The sequence below is a fragment of the Terrabacter tumescens genome, assembly GCF_014646815.1.
Lineage (GTDB): Bacteria > Actinomycetota > Actinomycetes > Actinomycetales > Dermatophilaceae > Terrabacter > Terrabacter tumescens.
In genome coordinates this window covers 340531-356800 of record NZ_BMNZ01000001.1, presented here as the reverse complement: position 1 = coordinate 356800, position 16270 = coordinate 340531, and the positions used below count along the sequence as shown (strand labels likewise).

The following is a 16270-nucleotide window of genomic DNA, read 5'->3' as shown; positions in this document are numbered from 1 at the left end:
CGACCTCGACCCTGCCGTCCTGGCGCGATGGCGATCGCTCCACCAGCTCCGCGAGGGGCACCACCACGTCCATGGCGCCAACCTCGGCGTGCGCCTGTCGAGCTACGTGGAGTGTGGCGGCTTCGAGGCCCTCGTCCTGCACGAGGACGTGGGTCTCGTCGAGCGCGTGCGCGCCTCGGGCGGCACCTGCGTGGCCTCCGACGCCCTGCACCTTCGGACATCCGGTCGTATGCGTGGGCGCGCCGGGCGGGTTCGCGCACTTCCTCAGCGAGCTCGACCAGAGCACGTCGCTCGCCGGCTGAGGCGGGTCGGTCAGGGTGCGGAGCGGTCAGGGCGCGGAGCGGTCCACCCCTGCCGAGGCCCGCTCCGCGAGGATCGCCAGCCGTTGCAGGGACTCCCGGTTGCGGCGGTCGAGCACGAGATCCCGAGCGGCCTTGGGGAACAGGGTCGCAGGGCCCTTGGTGGCGTCCTCCTCCATCGTCACGTCGGTGCCGGCACCGTTGGGGCGACACGAGATCCGCACGATGCCCTCCCCCGAGGGCCAGGCGCGCACCGTCAGCTCGAGGAGGGCCGGACGCTCGCAGGCGCGGACGGTCGTCGCGTCGTCGATGAGCATCGGCCAGGCACCCACGGAGTGGTGGATGTGGGAGCCCTCCGCCGGCCAGCCGGGCGTGACGTCTCGCACGCGCGAGGCCCCGACCACCCACTGGCTGTAGCTCCAGCCATCGGACAGCACGTCGAAGACGGCGTCAGGCGTGGCGTGGATCGTCCGGGTCGTGGTGCTCATGTGCGCCTCCAGGGGGATCGGATCTTGTGTTGCCACAGGGCGGCTCGGGCGGCATTGGCGCCGCACGCGCCGTGCACGCCGCCGCCGGGATGGGCCGAGGCCGATGCGAGGTAGAGCCCCTTGACCGGTGTCTCGGGCCGTCCGGAACCCGCGACGGGGCGGAAGACGAGCTGCTGGTGCAGACCGGCGGTGCCACCGTTGATGGCGCCTCCCACGAGATTGGCGTCGCGGGCCTCGAGCTCGCGCGGACCGAGCACCCGACGGGCGATGATGCGGTCCCGGAAGCCCGGGGCGCGGCTCTCGATGCGCTGCTCCATGCGCTCGGCCATCGCGTCTAGGTCCGCCTCGTCCCAGGTGCCACGCACCCCGCGCAGGTCGGACCTGCCGGCCCCCGCATCACCCCGAACTCGTTGTGGCACATGGGTGTACGCCCACAGGGCCTCGTGCCCCAACGGCACCCGGCTTGGGTCGGCGACGCCCATCTGGCCGACGAGGAGGAACGGCTGCTCCGGCACGAGTCCGGCGGCGACCTGGCTCCCCGAGAGGCTCAGTCCGTCCAGCGAGTCCGCGATGTGCACGGTGCCCGGTGACAGCTCGGGCGCACCCGCCCACGGGACGGCGGCGTCGAGGGCCCAGTCCACCTTGACCGTCGAGGGGTCCCACTCGAAACGGCCCATGCGATGCCGCAGCCTGGTCGGAAGCTGGTCCCACGGCACGAGGCCGCCGTAGAGCGCAGGCGCTGACACGTCGGCGAGGACGGCCCGTCGGACGGAGAGCTCACGGGACGCAGTCCGCACGGCGACCGCGCGACCGTCCTGCACGCGTACGCCCTCGGCTCGTTCCCCGAGGCACATCTCGCCTCCGCGGGACTCGAGGCGACGGACCATGGCCGCCGAGAGCTCGCCGGCACCGCCACGCGGGACCGGGAAGCCCACGGTCTGCCCGAGCAGGGCGAGCAGGAGTCCCATGGCGGCTGAGCCGGGCGACTCGAGCCCGATGTCGGCGTGGGCCGAGTTGCCCGCGACGAGCATGCGGGCGGCCTCGCCGCGGAAGAGCTTCTCCGTCAGGCTGCGGGCAGGCATGAGCATCTCGCGCACCAGCTCCATGCCCCCGGGCCTCAGGACCTGGCGCCCCAGCCCCGCACCCCCGCGCACGGGAGGGAACGGGCTGAGCAGGCAGCGGATGAGGTCGTCCCCGACGCGGTCCCAGGTGTCGCAGAGCGCCAGCCAGCTGTCGCCGTCGCCGGGGGCCTGCTCGTCGAGTGCCGCAGCGGTCGCTCCCCGGTCGCGGTGGAGCACGCCCCACCGACCGTCGGGGAAGGCGTGGCCGAGCACGGAGGGCGCCTGGACCCATTCGAGGCCGTGCTCCTCGAGGCCGAGACCACGGATCGTCGGGGACCCGGCGGCGAGGGGGTAGAACGAGCTGAAGGTGTCGTGGACGTGGCCCGGCGCGACCGAGTCGTCGCTTCGGACGGCGCCCCCGGGAGTCTGCTGCTCCTCGAGGACGACGACCGACCAGCCGGCGTCCACGAGCAGGTTGGCGGCCACGAGCCCGTTGGGCCCGCTGCCGATGACCACGGCATCCGTCGTCGTCACGATGTCCTCTCGTCCGGTGGTCGTGCCGTACCCGCTGCCCTCGGGGGCTAACCGGGCGTTTGCGACACGCCCGCACCGGGCACGTCGCCTGCATGGATCCGACGACACCGGGGAGCCCGGCGATGCCCCAGACCTCTCCCCCGACGCCGGTCGTCCTCGTCACGGGCGCGTCCAGCGGGGTGGGCCTCGCGGCCGCCCACGAGCTCGCGCGACGCGGCCGCCGACTGGCCCTGCTCGCCCGCGGCGAGGAGCCGTTGCGACGGGCCGCCGAGGAGTGCCGCGCCCTCGGCGCCCCGTCGGTCGTGGTCCTGCCCGCCGACGTGCGCGACGACGCAGCCGTCGCGCGTGCGGTCGCCCAGGTCGTGCGGCTCGAGGGGAGCCTGGACGGCGTGGTCAGCTGCGCAGGCGTCGTGGCCTACGGGCGACTCGAGGAGCTGTCCGCGGACCTCTTCGACGCCGTGGTGCAGGCCAACCTGCTGGGCTCGGCCAACGTGCTGCGGCACGCGCTCCCGCACCTGCGCGCCCGGCGCCGTGGCTCGGTCGTGCTCGTGGGGTCGATGATCGGCCACATCGCCGTCCCTACGATGGGCGCCTACACCGTGAGCAAGTGGGGCGTGCGCGCGCTCGCGCGGCAGGCGCTCGTCGAGAACCGCGACGTGCCGGGCCTGCACGTCTCCTACGTCTCGCTGCCCGGCATCGACACGCCCATCTACCGACAGGCGGCGTATGCCGGGGGGCCGGCCGGGCAGCCGCCACCGGTCGTGTGGTCGGCCGAGAAGGCGGGCGGGCTCGTGGCCCACGTCCTCGAGCACCCGCGGCCGGTCACGCACGGCGGCGCCTTCGACCGGGTCACCCGGCTCGGCTTCGTGCTGCTCCCGCGGGTCTTCGACGCCTGGGTCGGGCCCCTGTTCGGCCGGCTCGCGTCCGACCGGTCCGACGTCATGCCGCCGACGGAGGGGAACGTGCGGCGCAGCGTCCCCGGGTCGAACCGCCTTGATGGCGGCCACGGTTCGGGAGTCGGCTCCGCCATCAGGCCCGTGAGCACTGCGGTGCGGCGCGGTCTCGGTCGTCGGACGTAGTCCCGTCACGGCCGGCCTCCCGGACGGGCGTCCACCCCGGGCGAGCAGGGCACGCGGGGCTTCAGTCCCGGCCGTGCTGCTCCGTCTCCGTCCTGGCCAGCTCCTCGGGGATCGCCAGGACGACGTCACGGGCCAGGAATCCCGGTCGTGACCGCTCGAGGCGCTCCCCCGCCCGGGCGTGGATCCACGCGCCCCACAGAGCCGCCACCTGGGGAGATGCGCCCCGCCCCACCAGTCCGGCGACGGCGCCTGCCTTGACGTCACCGGAGCCCGCTGTGGCGAGCGAGGTCGGGCCGGCGTCGGAGCACCAGGCGTCACCGTCAGCCGTGGCGACGTAGGAGGTGTCGCTGCCGCTGAGGACGACGGCCCCTGTCGCTTCCGCGAGCTCGCGGACTGCAGAGAGCAGGTCCTTCTCGACCGCCTTCTCGGACCGTCCCAGCATGGCGGCGACCTCGGTGACGTTGGGGGTGAGCAGCACCCGGCCCGCGAGATGACGCACTCCGTCGGCGCGGTCCGTCAGATAGGCCGTCCCGAGCGCGTCGAGGACGAGGTCGACCTCGATCTGCGGGATGACGTGCGCCAGGAAGAGATTCGCGGCCTCAGGGTCCCCGAGTCCGCAACCGGCCAGCACGACGTCGGCGCCTTCGGCGAGCTCGACCACGCGGTCGGCACCGGCAACGGCGAGCTCCCCGTCGTTCGTGGCGGGCAGGGGCTCGACGAAGGCCTCCGGCAGCGCTGCGGCCACCGCGGCCGCGGTGTCCTCGGCCGTGGCGACCTGCACCTTGCCGGCACCGAGGCGCAGCGCGGTCTCGGCGGCCAGCAGGACGGCTCCCGGTGTCTGGCGGGCGCCTCCGACCACCAGCACCGTGCCGCGCGCGGACTTGTCCCCGTCGGTGGCCGGCAGCGGCATGCTCCGCAGCAGCTGAGGGTCGACGGGCACGGGTGTCTCGTTCTGCATGTCAGGCGCTCCCTCGTTCTACGGCGGGCTCGGGCGTGGGCTCACGGGTGTTCTCCACCGCCGAGACGTCGAGGTGCCGGGTGTCTGCGAAGCTGACGAGCTCGAGGCTCGCGCCGTCCCGGCGCCGGTAGCGGGTCAGCGAGCAGTTGCCCAGCGGCTCGTTGCGGTCGACGTCGAGGAGGGTCTGCTCGTCGAGCCCCTCGAGCACGAGCCGGAAGCTCATGATCACCGCCTGGTGGGTGAAGACCCACACCCGGCGGTCCGGGTAGACCTGTGCGAGGTCGCGGACGACGTGGCGCACCCGCAGCGCGACGTCGGTCCAGCTCTCACCTCCCGGCGGCCGGTAGTAGAACTTCCCCAGACGGGCCCGCCGCTCCGCCTCGTCCGGCAGGGTCTCGCGGATCCCGACGCCGGTGAGCCCGTCGAGGATGCCGAGGTCACGCTCGCGCAGCCGCTCGTCGAGGACGGGGTCGAGCCCGACCGCCGAGGCGACGACGTGCGCCGTCGAGGCAGCCCTGGCGTACGGCGAGGAGAGCACCACCTCGGGTGCGTCGGCTTCACCCGTCGCCACATGGCGGGCGAGCACCTGCGCCTGTCGTTCTCCGCGCTCGGACAGCGGGGTGTCAGGGTCCCGGGTGTCGAGCTCCAGGCGACCGGCGCCGCGTCGGCGAGCATCGTCGTCGGCGACGTTGCCGACGCTCTCGCCGTGGCGCACGAGCACGAGCTCCGCGACCTGCGGGCCTGCTGGTTCGGCGGTTGCACGGCCGGGTCCTGCCTCAGTGGGTTCGAACGACACGCAGACTCCTCCTCGTCGACGGACGCCCCCGAGGGGCGCCCGGTCCCGCTGCCGGGTGCCTGACGGGTACCCACCACGCGCCGACCCAACCGGGGACCTCATGCCGGTCACGCCACGCACCCGGTGCGGTCCACGGACGGGCTCGCGCGCAGAGGGAGCTCGTTGGCCGTCGGGCGGGATGGGTACGAGAACCACGAGGGGCAGCCACCGGCGCCCCGACACCAGATGAGCCACACCCGGAGGAGCCCACATGTCGACGGACGCCATCGTCCTGCTCAAGGAGGACCACCAGGAGGTCCGCAAGCAGTTCCGAGCGTTTCGCAAGGCCGACCTGACGCCCGTGCAGAAGCAGGGGATCGTCGACACGATCCTCGAGCTGCTGACCGTGCACACCTACATCGAGAACGAGGTGATGTACCCACGCGTCCGTGAGCTGCTGCCCGACCTCGAGGACGACGTGCTCGAGTCGTACGAGGAGCACCACGTCGCGGACGTGCTCTGCGTCGAGCTCTCCACCATGGACGCGACGGACGAGCGCTTCGACGCCAAGACGACGGTCCTCATCGAGAACGTCGAGCACCACATGCAGGAGGAGGAGCAGGACTGGTTCCCGAAGGTCCGAGAGGGGCTCGGGCGCAAGCAGCTGCAGGAGCTCGGTGAGGAGCTGCTGGCGGCGAAGAAGAAGGCTCCGCGACGTCCGGAGCAGCCGAGCGCCATGAAGAAGGCCATCGACGCCGTCGTCTCCTGACGACACCGGCGATACCCAGCAATCGAGAGAAGGAGCACCCTGTGAGCGGACAGATCCCACCCATCCCCATCGAGACCGAGCCCGACAGCCCGTGCGACTGCGCCAACTGCCCTGAAGGCTGCACGTGCGACTCGTGCAGCTGCGAGGACTGCACCTGCTCGCGCTGCAGCCACGCAGCCTGACCCTCGCGCGCACACGTCGCGTCCTCGGGTGGCACGAACCCACCCGAGGACGCGACCTGCGTGTCGTGGCTGTACCTCGGTGAACCCACCTCCTCCTTCAGCTCAGGTGACCCGTCCGGGCTGGTCCTCGCCCGAGCGGGGGCGAGCGCTCCCGCTCCGGCTGGCGTGACGGCATACGCCATGAACGACTCGCGACCCGGACCGCCTCGGAGACGACGCGCCCGTCCGGATCCTTGCCCGGTTCGGTCGGCTCGCCCCGGCGCGGCGGAGGCACCCGGGGCTGCTCCGGCCATCCGGCGGCGACGATCGCCTCGAACTCGGCGGCCAGCAGCTCCTCGTCGGCGCACATCAGCTCGACGAAGAGCTCGTCGACGGCCTCCTCGACGGCCTGCTCGACGGCAGGGAAGGGGTCGTCAGGGAGGATCGGCGTGACCACGACCGCCACCGCCTCAGCTCGTGATGGCCTGACGCTCGTCCTGCTGGGCGATGGCGATCTTGCGCGGCTTGGCCTTCTCCGCCACAGGGATCGACAGGGAGAGGACTCCTGCGTCGTAGCTCGCCTCGATGCGCTCGGTGTCGAGGCTGTCGCCGAGCACGAGCTGCCGGCTGAAGACGCCCCTCGGACGCTCGGCGGCGATGAGGTCCGCGTCGCTCGCCCGCGGCGGCCGCTCGGCCTTGACGGTCACGACGTTGCGCTCGACGTCGAGGTCGATCGAGCGCGGGTCGACGCCCGGCAGGTCGAGCTCGACGTGGAAGGTGTCACCGTCGCGCCAGGCGTCCATCGGCATGGCCGAGGGTCGGGCGAGGGTGCCGGCCGCCCCGAAGGCGAGCTGGGCCACGCGGTCCAGGTCTCGGAAGGACTCTCGGAAGGGGTCGGTGCGCATCAGCATCGTCTTCACCTCCATCGTGTCAGGTGATGCTCCACGGTGACCATGATCGCCCGTTGCGATCTATGGCATGCGCTATAGATTTTTTGTAGCACCCACGAGATGATCGTGCAAGAGGTCGCGGCGAGGAACGTCGGACCCCTCACGGGATCCCAGGAGAGGAGGCGAGCGGACGTGCCGAGCCGACCCGATTCCGACCCCGCCAACGACCCCGCGAACGCCCCTGCGAACGACCCTGCGAACGACCCCGCGAACGACCCTGCGAACGACCCTGAGGACGACCTCGATCGTGGCGTGTACGGCATCACCGTGGCCGCCGAGCTCGTCGGCCTCGAGGCGCAGAGCCTGAGGCTCTACGAGTCACGAGGCCTGCTGACCCCGGACCGCACGAGTGGAGGCACACGCCGCTACAGCGCCAACGACGTGACGAGGCTGCGGCGGATCGCCGAGCTCATGGCGACCGGCGTCAACCTCACCGGCGTCGGCATGCTGCTCGACCTGCAGGACGAGAACACCCGGCTGCGCAGGGAGATCGACGCCCGACCGGATGGACGGCCCCGGCCGCGGGCCACGGCGCGGCAGTCCGGCGCCTGATCGGCGACGGCCGAGCTCAGCGCTCCGGATCGGCGACGAGATCGACCTCGACCTCGTCGCCGGCGCCGCGGCCGGTCTGCTTCCGGGTCTCCGCGTTGAACGAGACGAGGTAGCGGCCGTCCATGACCCCGATGGTCGTCCGATAGGTGTAACCACCGTCGATCGTGACGATGACCGGCACGCGCTTCCCGCGGCCGAACGCCAGCACGGTCGACTCGGGCACCACGATGCCGACGTTGTTGCCGCCGGTGGACTCGAGCACCGTCCTGAAGGTTGTCATGTGAGCGACACTAGTGGCCGGGGCGACGCACGAGGCCAGCCTTGACCCTGGGCTTTGCAGATGAACTGGCCCGCGAGGTGATTGGCCGCTCAGGACCGCTTGGCGACGAACTCGACGAGCGTGCCGTCGGGGTCACGCACGACGGCGTTGCGGTTGCCGTTGCCGGTGTCGTGCGGGGCCGTCAGCGCGGTCACGCCTGCGGCCGTGACCGCGTGGAACGTGGCGTCCACGTCGTCGACCCAGAAGACGAGCGACATCGCCGCGCGCCCGGTCTCGACCTCGATACCGTGCACGCGCTTCGCCGCCTCTGCCGAGCTGATCGCCAGGACGAAGCCACCGGCCCTCATCTCGACGTGCTCGGGGACTCCCTCCCTCGGCGTCCGAAAGTACTCGGGCAGCCCGAGCACGCCTTGGTAGAAGCCCAGAGCCTTCTCGATGTCCTGGGTGAACACGTTGACCAAGCCGGAGGTGACCACGTGCCCACGCTAGGCGACCGACTCGCGACGCGCAGTGCGGACGCCCGGCCATCCCCGTGCCGGTGCCCGCGCGTCGGATCACCCTGTGGAGGAACCGCCCGGACGTGCCGCGTCGAGGAGCTGCGCCAGATGCACGGACGGCCGTTCGCGCAGGTCCGCCACCTGGGTGCGGCACGAGAAGCCGTCGGCCAGCACGACCGCATCGGGCGCCGCGTCGATCGCGGGCAGCAGGTTCTGGCCCGCCACGGCGACCGACACCTCGTAGTGGCCGATCTCGACCCCGAAGTTGCCGGCGAGCCCGCAACAGCCGGACAGGGTCTGGACCGTCGCTCCGGTGGCGGCGAGCAGGTCGGCGTCGGCCTTCCAGCCGAGGACCGCGTGGTGGTGGCAGTGCGGCTGGGCCACGACGGTCGTGCCCGTCAGGTCCGGGGCCGTCCAGTCCGGCGTCTCGGCGAGCAGCTCCGACAGCGTGCGGACGCTCGACGCCACGAGGGCGGCGTCCTCGTCGCCGGGGAGCAGCTCGTGGATGTCCGAGCGCAGCACCGCCGTGCAGGACGGCTCGATGCCGACGACGGGGATGCCGGCCCGCGCGTCGGGGGCGAGCGCGGCGACGGTCTTCCGCAGGATGCTCCTGGCCGAGTCCAGCTGTCCCGTCGTGATCCAGGTGAGGCCGCAGCACACCGAGCCGCTCGGCAGCCTCGGCTCGTAGCCGGCGTCGCGCAGCACCCGGACCATGGACTCGGCCACCTCGGGCGAGAAGGAGTCCGTGAACGAGTCGGCAAACAGCACAACGGGTTTCAGCTCGGACCGTCGTGGCGCGAAGGTGCGACGGAAAGGCCTCGCGGCGAAGGCCGGGATCGTGCGTCGGCGGTCGACGCCCGCCATCCACAGGGCCACGGGCTTGAGGAGCGGCAGGGTGAGAGCTCGGTTGGCCACCCCGGGCACCCGTCCGGCGAGGCGTGACCACATCGGCAACTTGCCGAGCGTGTAGTGGGAGCGAGGGCGCAGCCGACGACGGTACGTCTGGTGCAGCACCTCGGACTTGTAGGTGGCCATGTCGATGCCGGTGGGACAGTCCGACGCGCACCCCTTGCACGACAGGCACAGGTCCATCGCGTCGTGGACGGACGGGTGCGACCAGGGCAGCTCACCGCGGACGACCTCCTGGAGCACCCGCGCGCGTCCGCGCGTGGAGTCCTTCTCCTCACGGGTCGCGAGGTACGAGGGACACATGACGCCACCGGCCGCTGAGTTGTCGGCCCGGCACTTGCCGACCCCGGTGCAGCGGTGCACCGCCTGGGCGAGGTTCCCGTCGTCGTGCGGGTAGGCCATCGCCAGGCTGAGGACCGGGAAGTGGCCGGCCGGTCGCACGTCGGCGTCCACCGGGTCGGGATCGACGAGCACGCCGGGGTTGAGCAGGTTGCCGGGGTCGAAGGCGTGCTTGATGCCGCCGAAGAGCGCGATCGCGTCGGCGGAGTACATGTGGGGCAGCAGCTCGGAGCGGGCTCGTCCGTCGCCGTGCTCACCGGACAGAGATCCTCCGAATCCGCCTACCAAGCGGGCGGATTCGGTGAGGAACTCGCGCATGGTCGCCGTGCCGTGCGGTTGGTCGAGCGGCAGGTCGAGCCGGACGTGCATGCAGCCGTCGCCGAAGTGGCCGAACGGTGCCGAGGTCATGCCGTAGGAGCTGACGAGCTCGTCGAAGGCGGCGAGGTACTCCCCCAGCCGAGCGGGCGGCACCGCGGCGTCCTCCCACCCGGGCCAGGCCGGCTTGCCCGACGGGGCCCGGCCGGCGAGCCCGGCACCGTCCTCTCGGATGCGCCACAGTCGTGCCTGCACGCGCGGGTCCTGGACGACGACCGCGTCGTCAGCGAGGCCCTCCCCGACCAGCGCGCGGGCTCGGGCGGTGACCTCACCGAGGTCCTCACCCGCGAACTCGACGAACAGCCAAGCCTGCCCGCGTGGCAGAGGCGGGATCGCATCGGGGCCGCGACGCGCACGGAGGACGTCGATGAGTCGGGAGTCGAGGCCCTCGCAGGAGGTCGGACCGTGCGCGACGACTGCGGGCGCGGCCTGTCCGGCGCTGACGATGTCGCGGAAGCCGAGGACGACGACGACGCGCACCGGCGCGTCGACGACGAGCTTGACGGTCGCCTGCGTGATGACGCCGAGCGTCCCCTCCGAGCCGACGAGGGCCTGGGTGAGGTCGAAGCGCTCGGGCAGCAGGTGGTGCGCTGCATAGCCGGAGACCTGTCGCCCGAAACGGTCGAACTCGGTGCGCGCCGTCGAGAGGTGACGCGACATCACGGCACGGACGCCGGCGATCACGTCGTCGGCTCCCCGGGCACACGGCATACCACTCTCGTCGTAGCCGGTGGAGAGGAACTGCCCTGCGGCAGTGAGGAGCTCGAGTCCCGCGACGTTGTCGGAGGTGCGTCCGTAGGCCAGCGAGCGGGAGCCGCACGCGTTGTTGCCGATCATCCCGCCGATCGTGCAGCGTGGGTGCGTCGAGGGATCGGGACCGAAGCGTATGCCGTGCGGGGCGGCCGCCTTCTGCAGCACCGCGTGCACGGTCCCCGGCTCCACGACGGCCGTGCGGGTCTCGGGGTCGACGGACAGCACGCGGCCCAGGTGACGGGAGAAGTCGAGCACGACACCACGACCGACCGCGTTGCCCGCTACCGACGTCCCGGCACCGCGGGACGTGACCGGGACGCCCGTCTCGCGCGCGACGGCCAGGGTGGCGGCGACGTCGTCGACGCCACGCGGTCGCACGACGGCGAGCGGGGGGATGCGGTAGAGCGAGGCGTCGGAGGAGTACATGCTGCGCGTCCCCGCGTCGGCGCGGACCTCGAGCCCGGCGCGCTCGAGCGCGCGCACCACGTCAGCAACCACCTCGACCATGAGTAACATGTTACGCATGGTTCGGTTGTCCCTCTCCCCCGGCGCACCCTCGCTGGCCGACGCGGTCGTGGACTCGATCCGGGCCGGCGTCGTCGCGGGCGAGCTCGTGCCGGACCGGACCTACTCCGTCTACCAGCTCGCCGAGGTGCTCGACGTCTCGCGCAGCCCGGTCCGGGAGGCACTCCTGAGACTGGCCGAGGCCGGGCTCGTCGAGATCGAGCGCAACCGCGGCTTCCGGGTGGTGCTCCCCCGGGCCAGCGACATCCTCGAGATCTTCGAGATCCGCCTCGCCCTCGAGCCCGACGCCGCACGCCGCGCCGCCGAGCACGCGAGCGACGACGAGCACGCAACCATCAGGGCGGCCTTCGAGGCCCTGGGCGCAGCCGTCCACGACGAGGACCGCTTCTGGGTCGCCGACCAGCACCTGCACGACTGCCTGGTGCGGGCCGGCGGCAACTGCCGCGCTGCCGCGATCATCGAGCGGCTCCGGGCCACGACCGCCCTGCTCGGCCCGCCGACGACCACCGCCGGCCGCACCCTGCCGGAGATCTGCGACGAGCACGAGCCCATCGTCGCGGCGGTCCTGGCGCGCGACGGCGCCGCGGCGGAACGCGCCATGCGCCACCACCTCGAGCACACCGGCCGACTCCTGGCCCGCACCCTGCGGGCCGACCCTGCTGCGCCAGCCGGCGTCTCACAGAGCGCCCACCGGCGCGCCGCGGCCGCCCGATGAGGCAGCCTGAAGAGCGACACGACCCGACCACCACGATCACGACGACCACGACACCAAGGAGAAGACACGCGTGAAGGTGCTGCTGCTGGAGAACGTCCACTCCGTCGCCCAGGAGACGTTCCGCCGCCACGGCTTCGACGTCGAGACGCGCACGGGATCCTTGGGCGAGGCCGAGCTCATCGAGGCCCTGCAGGGTGTCTCGGTCGTCGGGATCCGGTCCAACACCAAGGTGACCCGCGCCGTCCTCGACGCCGCCCCCGACCTGCGCGCCATCGGCTGCTTCTGCATCGGCACCAACCAGGTCGACCTCGAGCACGCGACGAAGCTCGGCATCGGCGTCTTCAACGCGCCCTTCTCCAACACCCGCAGCGTCGTGGAGCTCGTCATCGGTGAGATCCTCGCCCTCGCACGGCGCCTCCCCGAGAAGACGCAGCGGATGCACGACGGCGTCTGGGACAAGTCGGCCAAGGGCGCCTACGAGACCCGCGGCCGCACGCTCGGCATCGTGGGCTACGGCAACATCGGCACGCAGCTGTCCAACATGGCCGAGGCCATCGGCATGCGCGTCGCCTTCTTCGACACCGCGGACCGTCTCGCGCACGGCAACGCCCAGCGCATGGGCTCGCTCGACGAGCTCCTCGAGGAGTCCGACGTCGTGAGCCTCCACGTCGACGGCCGCCCCGGCAACGCCGGCCTGTTCGGCGCGGAGCAGTTCGCCAAGATGAAGCCCGGCTCGGTCTTCATCAACGCCTCGCGAGGCATGGTCGTCGACGACCTCGCCCTGCGCGAGCACATCCTGAGCGGTCACCTGTCGGGCGCCGCGATCGACGTCTTCCCGGTCGAGCCCAAGGCGCAGGGTGACCTCTTCGAGTCGCCCCTCCGCGGCCTGGACAACGTCATCCTCACGCCCCACGTCGGCGGGTCGACCGAGGAGGCACAGGAGGAGATCGGCACCTTCGTGTCGAGCAAGCTCTCGGCATACATCCTCGACGGCGCCACCGCGCTGTCCGTGAACCTCCCCGACGTCGCCCCCGCCGCACGCGAGGGGGCGTTCCGGATCGCGCTGCTCCACCGCAACGTCCCGGGAGTCCTCGCCTCGATCAACCGCACCCTCGCCGAGGCAGGCGCCAACGTCATCGGCCAGTCGCTCGCGACCCGCGGCGAGCTCGGCTACGTCGTCACTGACACCGACGACCACGTGACTCCCGAGACCCTCGAGTCGCTGCGCCACGTCGCCGAGGCCGTCCACCTCGAGACCTGGCACCAGGACACCTCGGCCTGACGGTCGACGGTCTGGCGGTCGGGTCCGCGGCAGGGCTCGCCCTGCCCGCTCCCTGGCTCGCCTGCACCGTCCAGGTGGACCCCGACCCGGACACCCTGGTGGTGCGCGGCGCCAACCATTCCGCACGCGCAGCCGCAGCCTCGACCTGACCGGCCCGCTTCTGAGAGCGGCGATCGTGCTCGAGCGGACGGGCCCTGCTGCTCGGCCGTCGGCGTACGGCAGAGTGAGTCGGTAGTCCGGCGACCCACGGGAGCCGCCGGCCCAGGACCACGCGGGAAGAGGCGGAGCAGTGCGCGAGGACGCGAGCGTGATGCACGTCGACGCCGACGCCTTCTTCGCCTCGGTCGAGACCCGGCACAAGCCGTCCCTGGCGCGGTCCCCGGTCCTCGTCGGCGGGACCGGCCCACGAGGGGTCGTCGCCACCGCGAACTACGAGGCGCGCGCCGTCGGGTGCCGGTCGGCGATGCCGATGTCCCAGGCGCGGGTCCTGTGCCCGGCCGCGACCGTGCTCACGCCCCGCTTCCCCGCGTACGCCGCACACAGCGCCCTGATCATGGGCACGCTGCGGCAGCTGTCACCGCTCGTGCAGCCCGTCAGCCTCGACGAAGCGTTCGTCGACCTGGCCGCGGGACCGTTCGCTGCCGACCCGGTGACGGCCGCTGACCTGGCACGCCGGCTCATCTACAACCGGTCCGGGCTGGTGGTCTCCGTCGGGCTGGGGCGCTCGAAGCTCATCGCCAAGCTGGCGTCCGACGCGGACAAGCCGCACGGGTTCACCGTCGTGCCCGGTGAGAACGAGGACGAGTTCCTCATGCCGAAGCCGGTGGGCGCCCTGTGGGGTGTCGGCCCTGCCACGGAGGCCACCCTTCGCACCCTGGGCATCCGCACCGTCGCCGACCTGCGCGCAGCCGGGCGTGATGACCTGGTGCGGGTCCTCGGGGACGCCGCAGGATGGAACCTGTATCGGCTCGCGCGCGGGGACGACCCCCGCCCTGTCGTCGTGGAGCGCGAGGCCAAGAGCGTGGGTGCAGAACGGACCTTCGCCCAGGACCTGCTCCGGTGGGAGCTGCCGGGCGCGCTCGAGGACGTCCTCGCACGGGCGCTGCGCCGGCTCGGGCGCCAGGGTGGTGGGGCACGGACGGTCACCGTCAAGGTCCGCCTGTCCGACTTCACCACCCTGACCCGCTCGGTCACCCTGGCCCACCCGACCGCCGAGGCCGATCAGCTGCGCGAGGCGGCAGACGCGGCGCTGACGGCGGCGAACCCGGTCGAGCCGGTCCGCCTCCTGGGGGTGTCCCTGTCCGGGCTGACCCACTGGGCCCAGCTGCGTCTGCCGCAGGACGAAGCCGACGGCGCTGCTGTCGACGGCCTCATGGCCTCGGAGGACCTCGCAGAGGCGCCCACCGTCAGCTCGGCGTCGCCGGATCGTGTCCCGACGCCGGACGAGAGCCACCTCCTGGACGATGCACCGCCCGATGAGGCCGTCGGCCGCCCCGCTCTGGAGGACGATGCGGACGACGGGGACGAGGAACGGCTGCCGGCACCCCTGACCCCACACACCGTCGCGCTCGGCCTCGACGTCTCGCACCCGCATCACGGCGCGGGCTGGGTGGTGCGGGCCGAGGACGGTCTGGTCACCGTCCGGTTCGAGGGCCCGAACACCCGACCGGGACCGGATCGCAGGTTCGACATCCGTCGGGAGCTGCTCATGCGGGTGGACCCGCCGGAGCCGTGCCCCCCGGCACGCCTGACATCGCTGGCGACGCTGGGCAAGGCTGATGAGCTCACCGCGATGCTGCTGCCGGACGAGTCGACTCGCCGGACCCCGGACGGTTCCTCGGGCACGTCTGCGGGCTCAAGTGACTCTCTGGTGTAGCGCTCTCCCCGTGGTGGACAGGTGATGGACGTCGGCCCGTCGGGTCGCTTGCGGCGCTGTTCGCCGGCGCGCACCTGGCACTGCTGGCGCATGCCGTACGCCGCGCCGCGCAGCCGTCCGACGCCGCGGACGTGGTCGCCGACGCGTTCCTCGTGGCCTGGCATCGGATCGATGAGGCGCCCACCGGCGCCGAGGTCACGATTGCCGCACGCTGTCGCGCGATCGGCAGACCTGATCGGCTGCCGCTTCTAGCCTGACGGGCAAGGACAGGGGGACGTGATGGGCGGGACCAGGGCCGTCGCCGGAAAGGCGCTGCGGGTCGTCCTCATCGTCATCGGTGTGGGCGTCGCCGGCTATGTCGGCCTGATGCTGCTGCTCTTCTACGGGTTGCGCGAGCCGTATCCGTATCTCGACGTCTCCAACGAGACCGGTCGCCCGCTGCTCATCGAGCGCGCGGACACCCTGAGCGCTCCGGGCGGGGCGGGGTGGAGCTCGCTCGTGTGGGGCGCGAAGGGGTACTGGCAGGCGTCCGGCAGTCAGCAGTGCGACCGCGACCAGCTCGTGGCTCGCGACCTGCAGGGCACCGTGGTCGCCCGGCGCGAGGGCGCCTGCAGCTCGGACAACTGGACCATAACCGCAGACGGCTTGCCTCCAGCGCCCCGGTACCAGCGCGAGCCCGTCCCGCCTGACCAGGTCGAGGCCCGGCTCGTCCTTGGCTCCTACGGGACGGAGAAACCCGTGGCCACGTGGTGGCGGGAGCTGCCGCAGAACCTCTCCCGGGCCGCGGCAGCGGGCCTCCAAGCGGGAGTGACGGTGCACGGTCCCTTCGTCGAGAACGACAAGCTGACGTTGTACGTCCGGGGCCCCTCTGCCGCCACGGTCCTGGAGTTCGCCCGCGCCCAGGTGCTGCACCCCTCACCCGGCGTCGTGCACGCATACGTCAGCGCCCCGGGCCAGCCTGCTCCGCAGACCGGAACCTCGGTGCTTCTCGACCCGACGACACAGCCTACGACCGCTCGCACTCGCTGAGAAGAGCGGCTGAGCCGATTCGCAAGCCCCCTTGCGCAAGTCCTCTTGCGCTTTCGCTGGCAGT

General features: G+C 72.2%; 15 protein-coding genes and 1 pseudogene. 7 read left to right on the top strand and 9 right to left on the bottom strand.

The features are described 5' to 3' along the window. Positions 1-328: 328 nt before the first annotated feature. A complete protein-coding gene (locus IEY30_RS01695) occupies positions 329-787 on the bottom strand; it encodes an SRPBCC family protein (RefSeq protein ID WP_030146397.1) in 459 nt (152 codons plus the stop codon). Next, positions 784-2382 carry a phytoene desaturase family protein gene (locus IEY30_RS01690; protein ID WP_229674785.1) on the bottom strand — a complete coding sequence of 533 codons (1599 nt, stop codon included), beginning with the start codon at positions 2380-2382 and terminating at the stop codon, positions 784-786. Before IEY30_RS01690 ends, IEY30_RS01695 begins: the two co-directional genes overlap by 4 nt. Before the next feature lie 122 nt (positions 2383-2504). Between IEY30_RS01690 and IEY30_RS01685 the strand changes: the two genes are divergently transcribed. Continuing rightward, complete coding sequence (locus IEY30_RS01685; protein ID WP_052358147.1) at positions 2505-3461, top strand: SDR family NAD(P)-dependent oxidoreductase; 957 nt, start codon at positions 2505-2507, stop codon at positions 3459-3461. A gap of 61 nt (positions 3462-3522) precedes the next feature. Here the strand turns inward: IEY30_RS01685 and IEY30_RS01680 are convergent, their stop codons facing one another. Together IEY30_RS01680 and IEY30_RS01675 are read right to left on the bottom strand one after the other, a co-directional pair. Further along, on the bottom strand, positions 3523-4401 hold the full coding sequence (locus tag IEY30_RS01680) for an NAD(P)H-hydrate dehydratase (RefSeq protein ID WP_229674784.1): 879 nt from the start codon (positions 4399-4401) through the stop codon (positions 3523-3525). A gap of 19 nt (positions 4402-4420) precedes the next feature. Then, entirely contained in the window at positions 4421-5215 is a 795-nt protein-coding gene (locus IEY30_RS01675) for a histidine phosphatase family protein (RefSeq protein WP_229674783.1), read from the bottom strand. Positions 5216-5465: 250 nt separating this feature from the next. Here IEY30_RS01675 and IEY30_RS01670 point away from each other — a divergent pair, with 250 nt between their 5' ends. Beyond that, on the top strand, positions 5466-5963 hold the full coding sequence (locus IEY30_RS01670; RefSeq protein ID WP_030146402.1) for a hemerythrin domain-containing protein: 498 nt from the start codon (positions 5466-5468) through the stop codon (positions 5961-5963). A gap of 279 nt (positions 5964-6242) precedes the next feature. On the opposite strand, the gene IEY30_RS01665 is transcribed toward IEY30_RS01670, so the two are convergent. Both IEY30_RS01665 and IEY30_RS01660 read right to left on the bottom strand, forming a co-directional pair. Further along, positions 6243-6581: a hypothetical protein gene (locus IEY30_RS01665; protein ID WP_156035047.1), complete on the bottom strand. Its 339-nt coding sequence runs from the start codon at positions 6579-6581 to the stop codon at positions 6243-6245. A 13-nt stretch (positions 6582-6594) separates the two neighbouring features. Then, positions 6595-7035, bottom strand: coding sequence for an Hsp20/alpha crystallin family protein (locus IEY30_RS01660; RefSeq protein ID WP_030146404.1), 441 nt, complete (start codon positions 7033-7035; stop codon positions 6595-6597). Positions 7036-7326: 291 nt separating this feature from the next. Between IEY30_RS01660 and IEY30_RS21715 the strand changes: the two genes are divergently transcribed. Next, a complete protein-coding gene (locus IEY30_RS21715; protein ID WP_030146405.1) occupies positions 7327-7626 on the top strand; it encodes a MerR family transcriptional regulator in 300 nt (99 codons plus the stop codon). A 16-nt stretch (positions 7627-7642) separates the two neighbouring features. On the opposite strand, the gene IEY30_RS01650 is transcribed toward IEY30_RS21715, so the two are convergent. The 3 genes from IEY30_RS01650 to IEY30_RS01640 all read right to left on the bottom strand — a co-directional run bounded on the left by IEY30_RS01650 (position 7643) and on the right by IEY30_RS01640 (position 11286). Next, entirely contained in the window at positions 7643-7906 is a 264-nt protein-coding gene (locus IEY30_RS01650; RefSeq protein ID WP_030146406.1) for a DUF1905 domain-containing protein, read from the bottom strand. 89 nt (positions 7907-7995) lie between these two features. Beyond that, entirely contained in the window at positions 7996-8382 is a 387-nt protein-coding gene (locus IEY30_RS01645) for a VOC family protein (RefSeq protein ID WP_043415599.1), read from the bottom strand. A 78-nt stretch (positions 8383-8460) separates the two neighbouring features. Continuing rightward, the gene (locus tag IEY30_RS01640) at positions 8461-11286 is read right to left on the bottom strand and encodes an FAD-binding and (Fe-S)-binding domain-containing protein (RefSeq protein WP_030146407.1); all 2826 of its coding nucleotides are present in this window, start codon (positions 11284-11286) and stop codon (positions 8461-8463) included. Between the two features lie 16 nt (positions 11287-11302). Between IEY30_RS01640 and IEY30_RS01635 the strand changes: the two genes are divergently transcribed. The 4 genes and pseudogenes from IEY30_RS01635 to IEY30_RS01620 all read left to right on the top strand — a co-directional run bounded on the left by IEY30_RS01635 (position 11303) and on the right by IEY30_RS01620 (position 16206). After that, positions 11303-12019, top strand: coding sequence for a GntR family transcriptional regulator (locus IEY30_RS01635; RefSeq protein ID WP_081920265.1), 717 nt, complete (start codon positions 11303-11305; stop codon positions 12017-12019). A 64-nt stretch (positions 12020-12083) separates the two neighbouring features. Further along, positions 12084-13301, top strand: a pseudogene (gene serA, locus IEY30_RS01630) (phosphoglycerate dehydrogenase); the annotation flags it as partial. A gap of 289 nt (positions 13302-13590) precedes the next feature. Continuing rightward, on the top strand, positions 13591-15177 hold the full coding sequence (locus tag IEY30_RS01625; protein WP_052358158.1) for a DNA polymerase IV: 1587 nt from the start codon (positions 13591-13593) through the stop codon (positions 15175-15177). A 279-nt stretch (positions 15178-15456) separates the two neighbouring features. After that, positions 15457-16206, top strand: coding sequence for a hypothetical protein (locus IEY30_RS01620; protein ID WP_156035051.1), 750 nt, complete (start codon positions 15457-15459; stop codon positions 16204-16206). Positions 16207-16270: the final 64 nt, after the last annotated feature.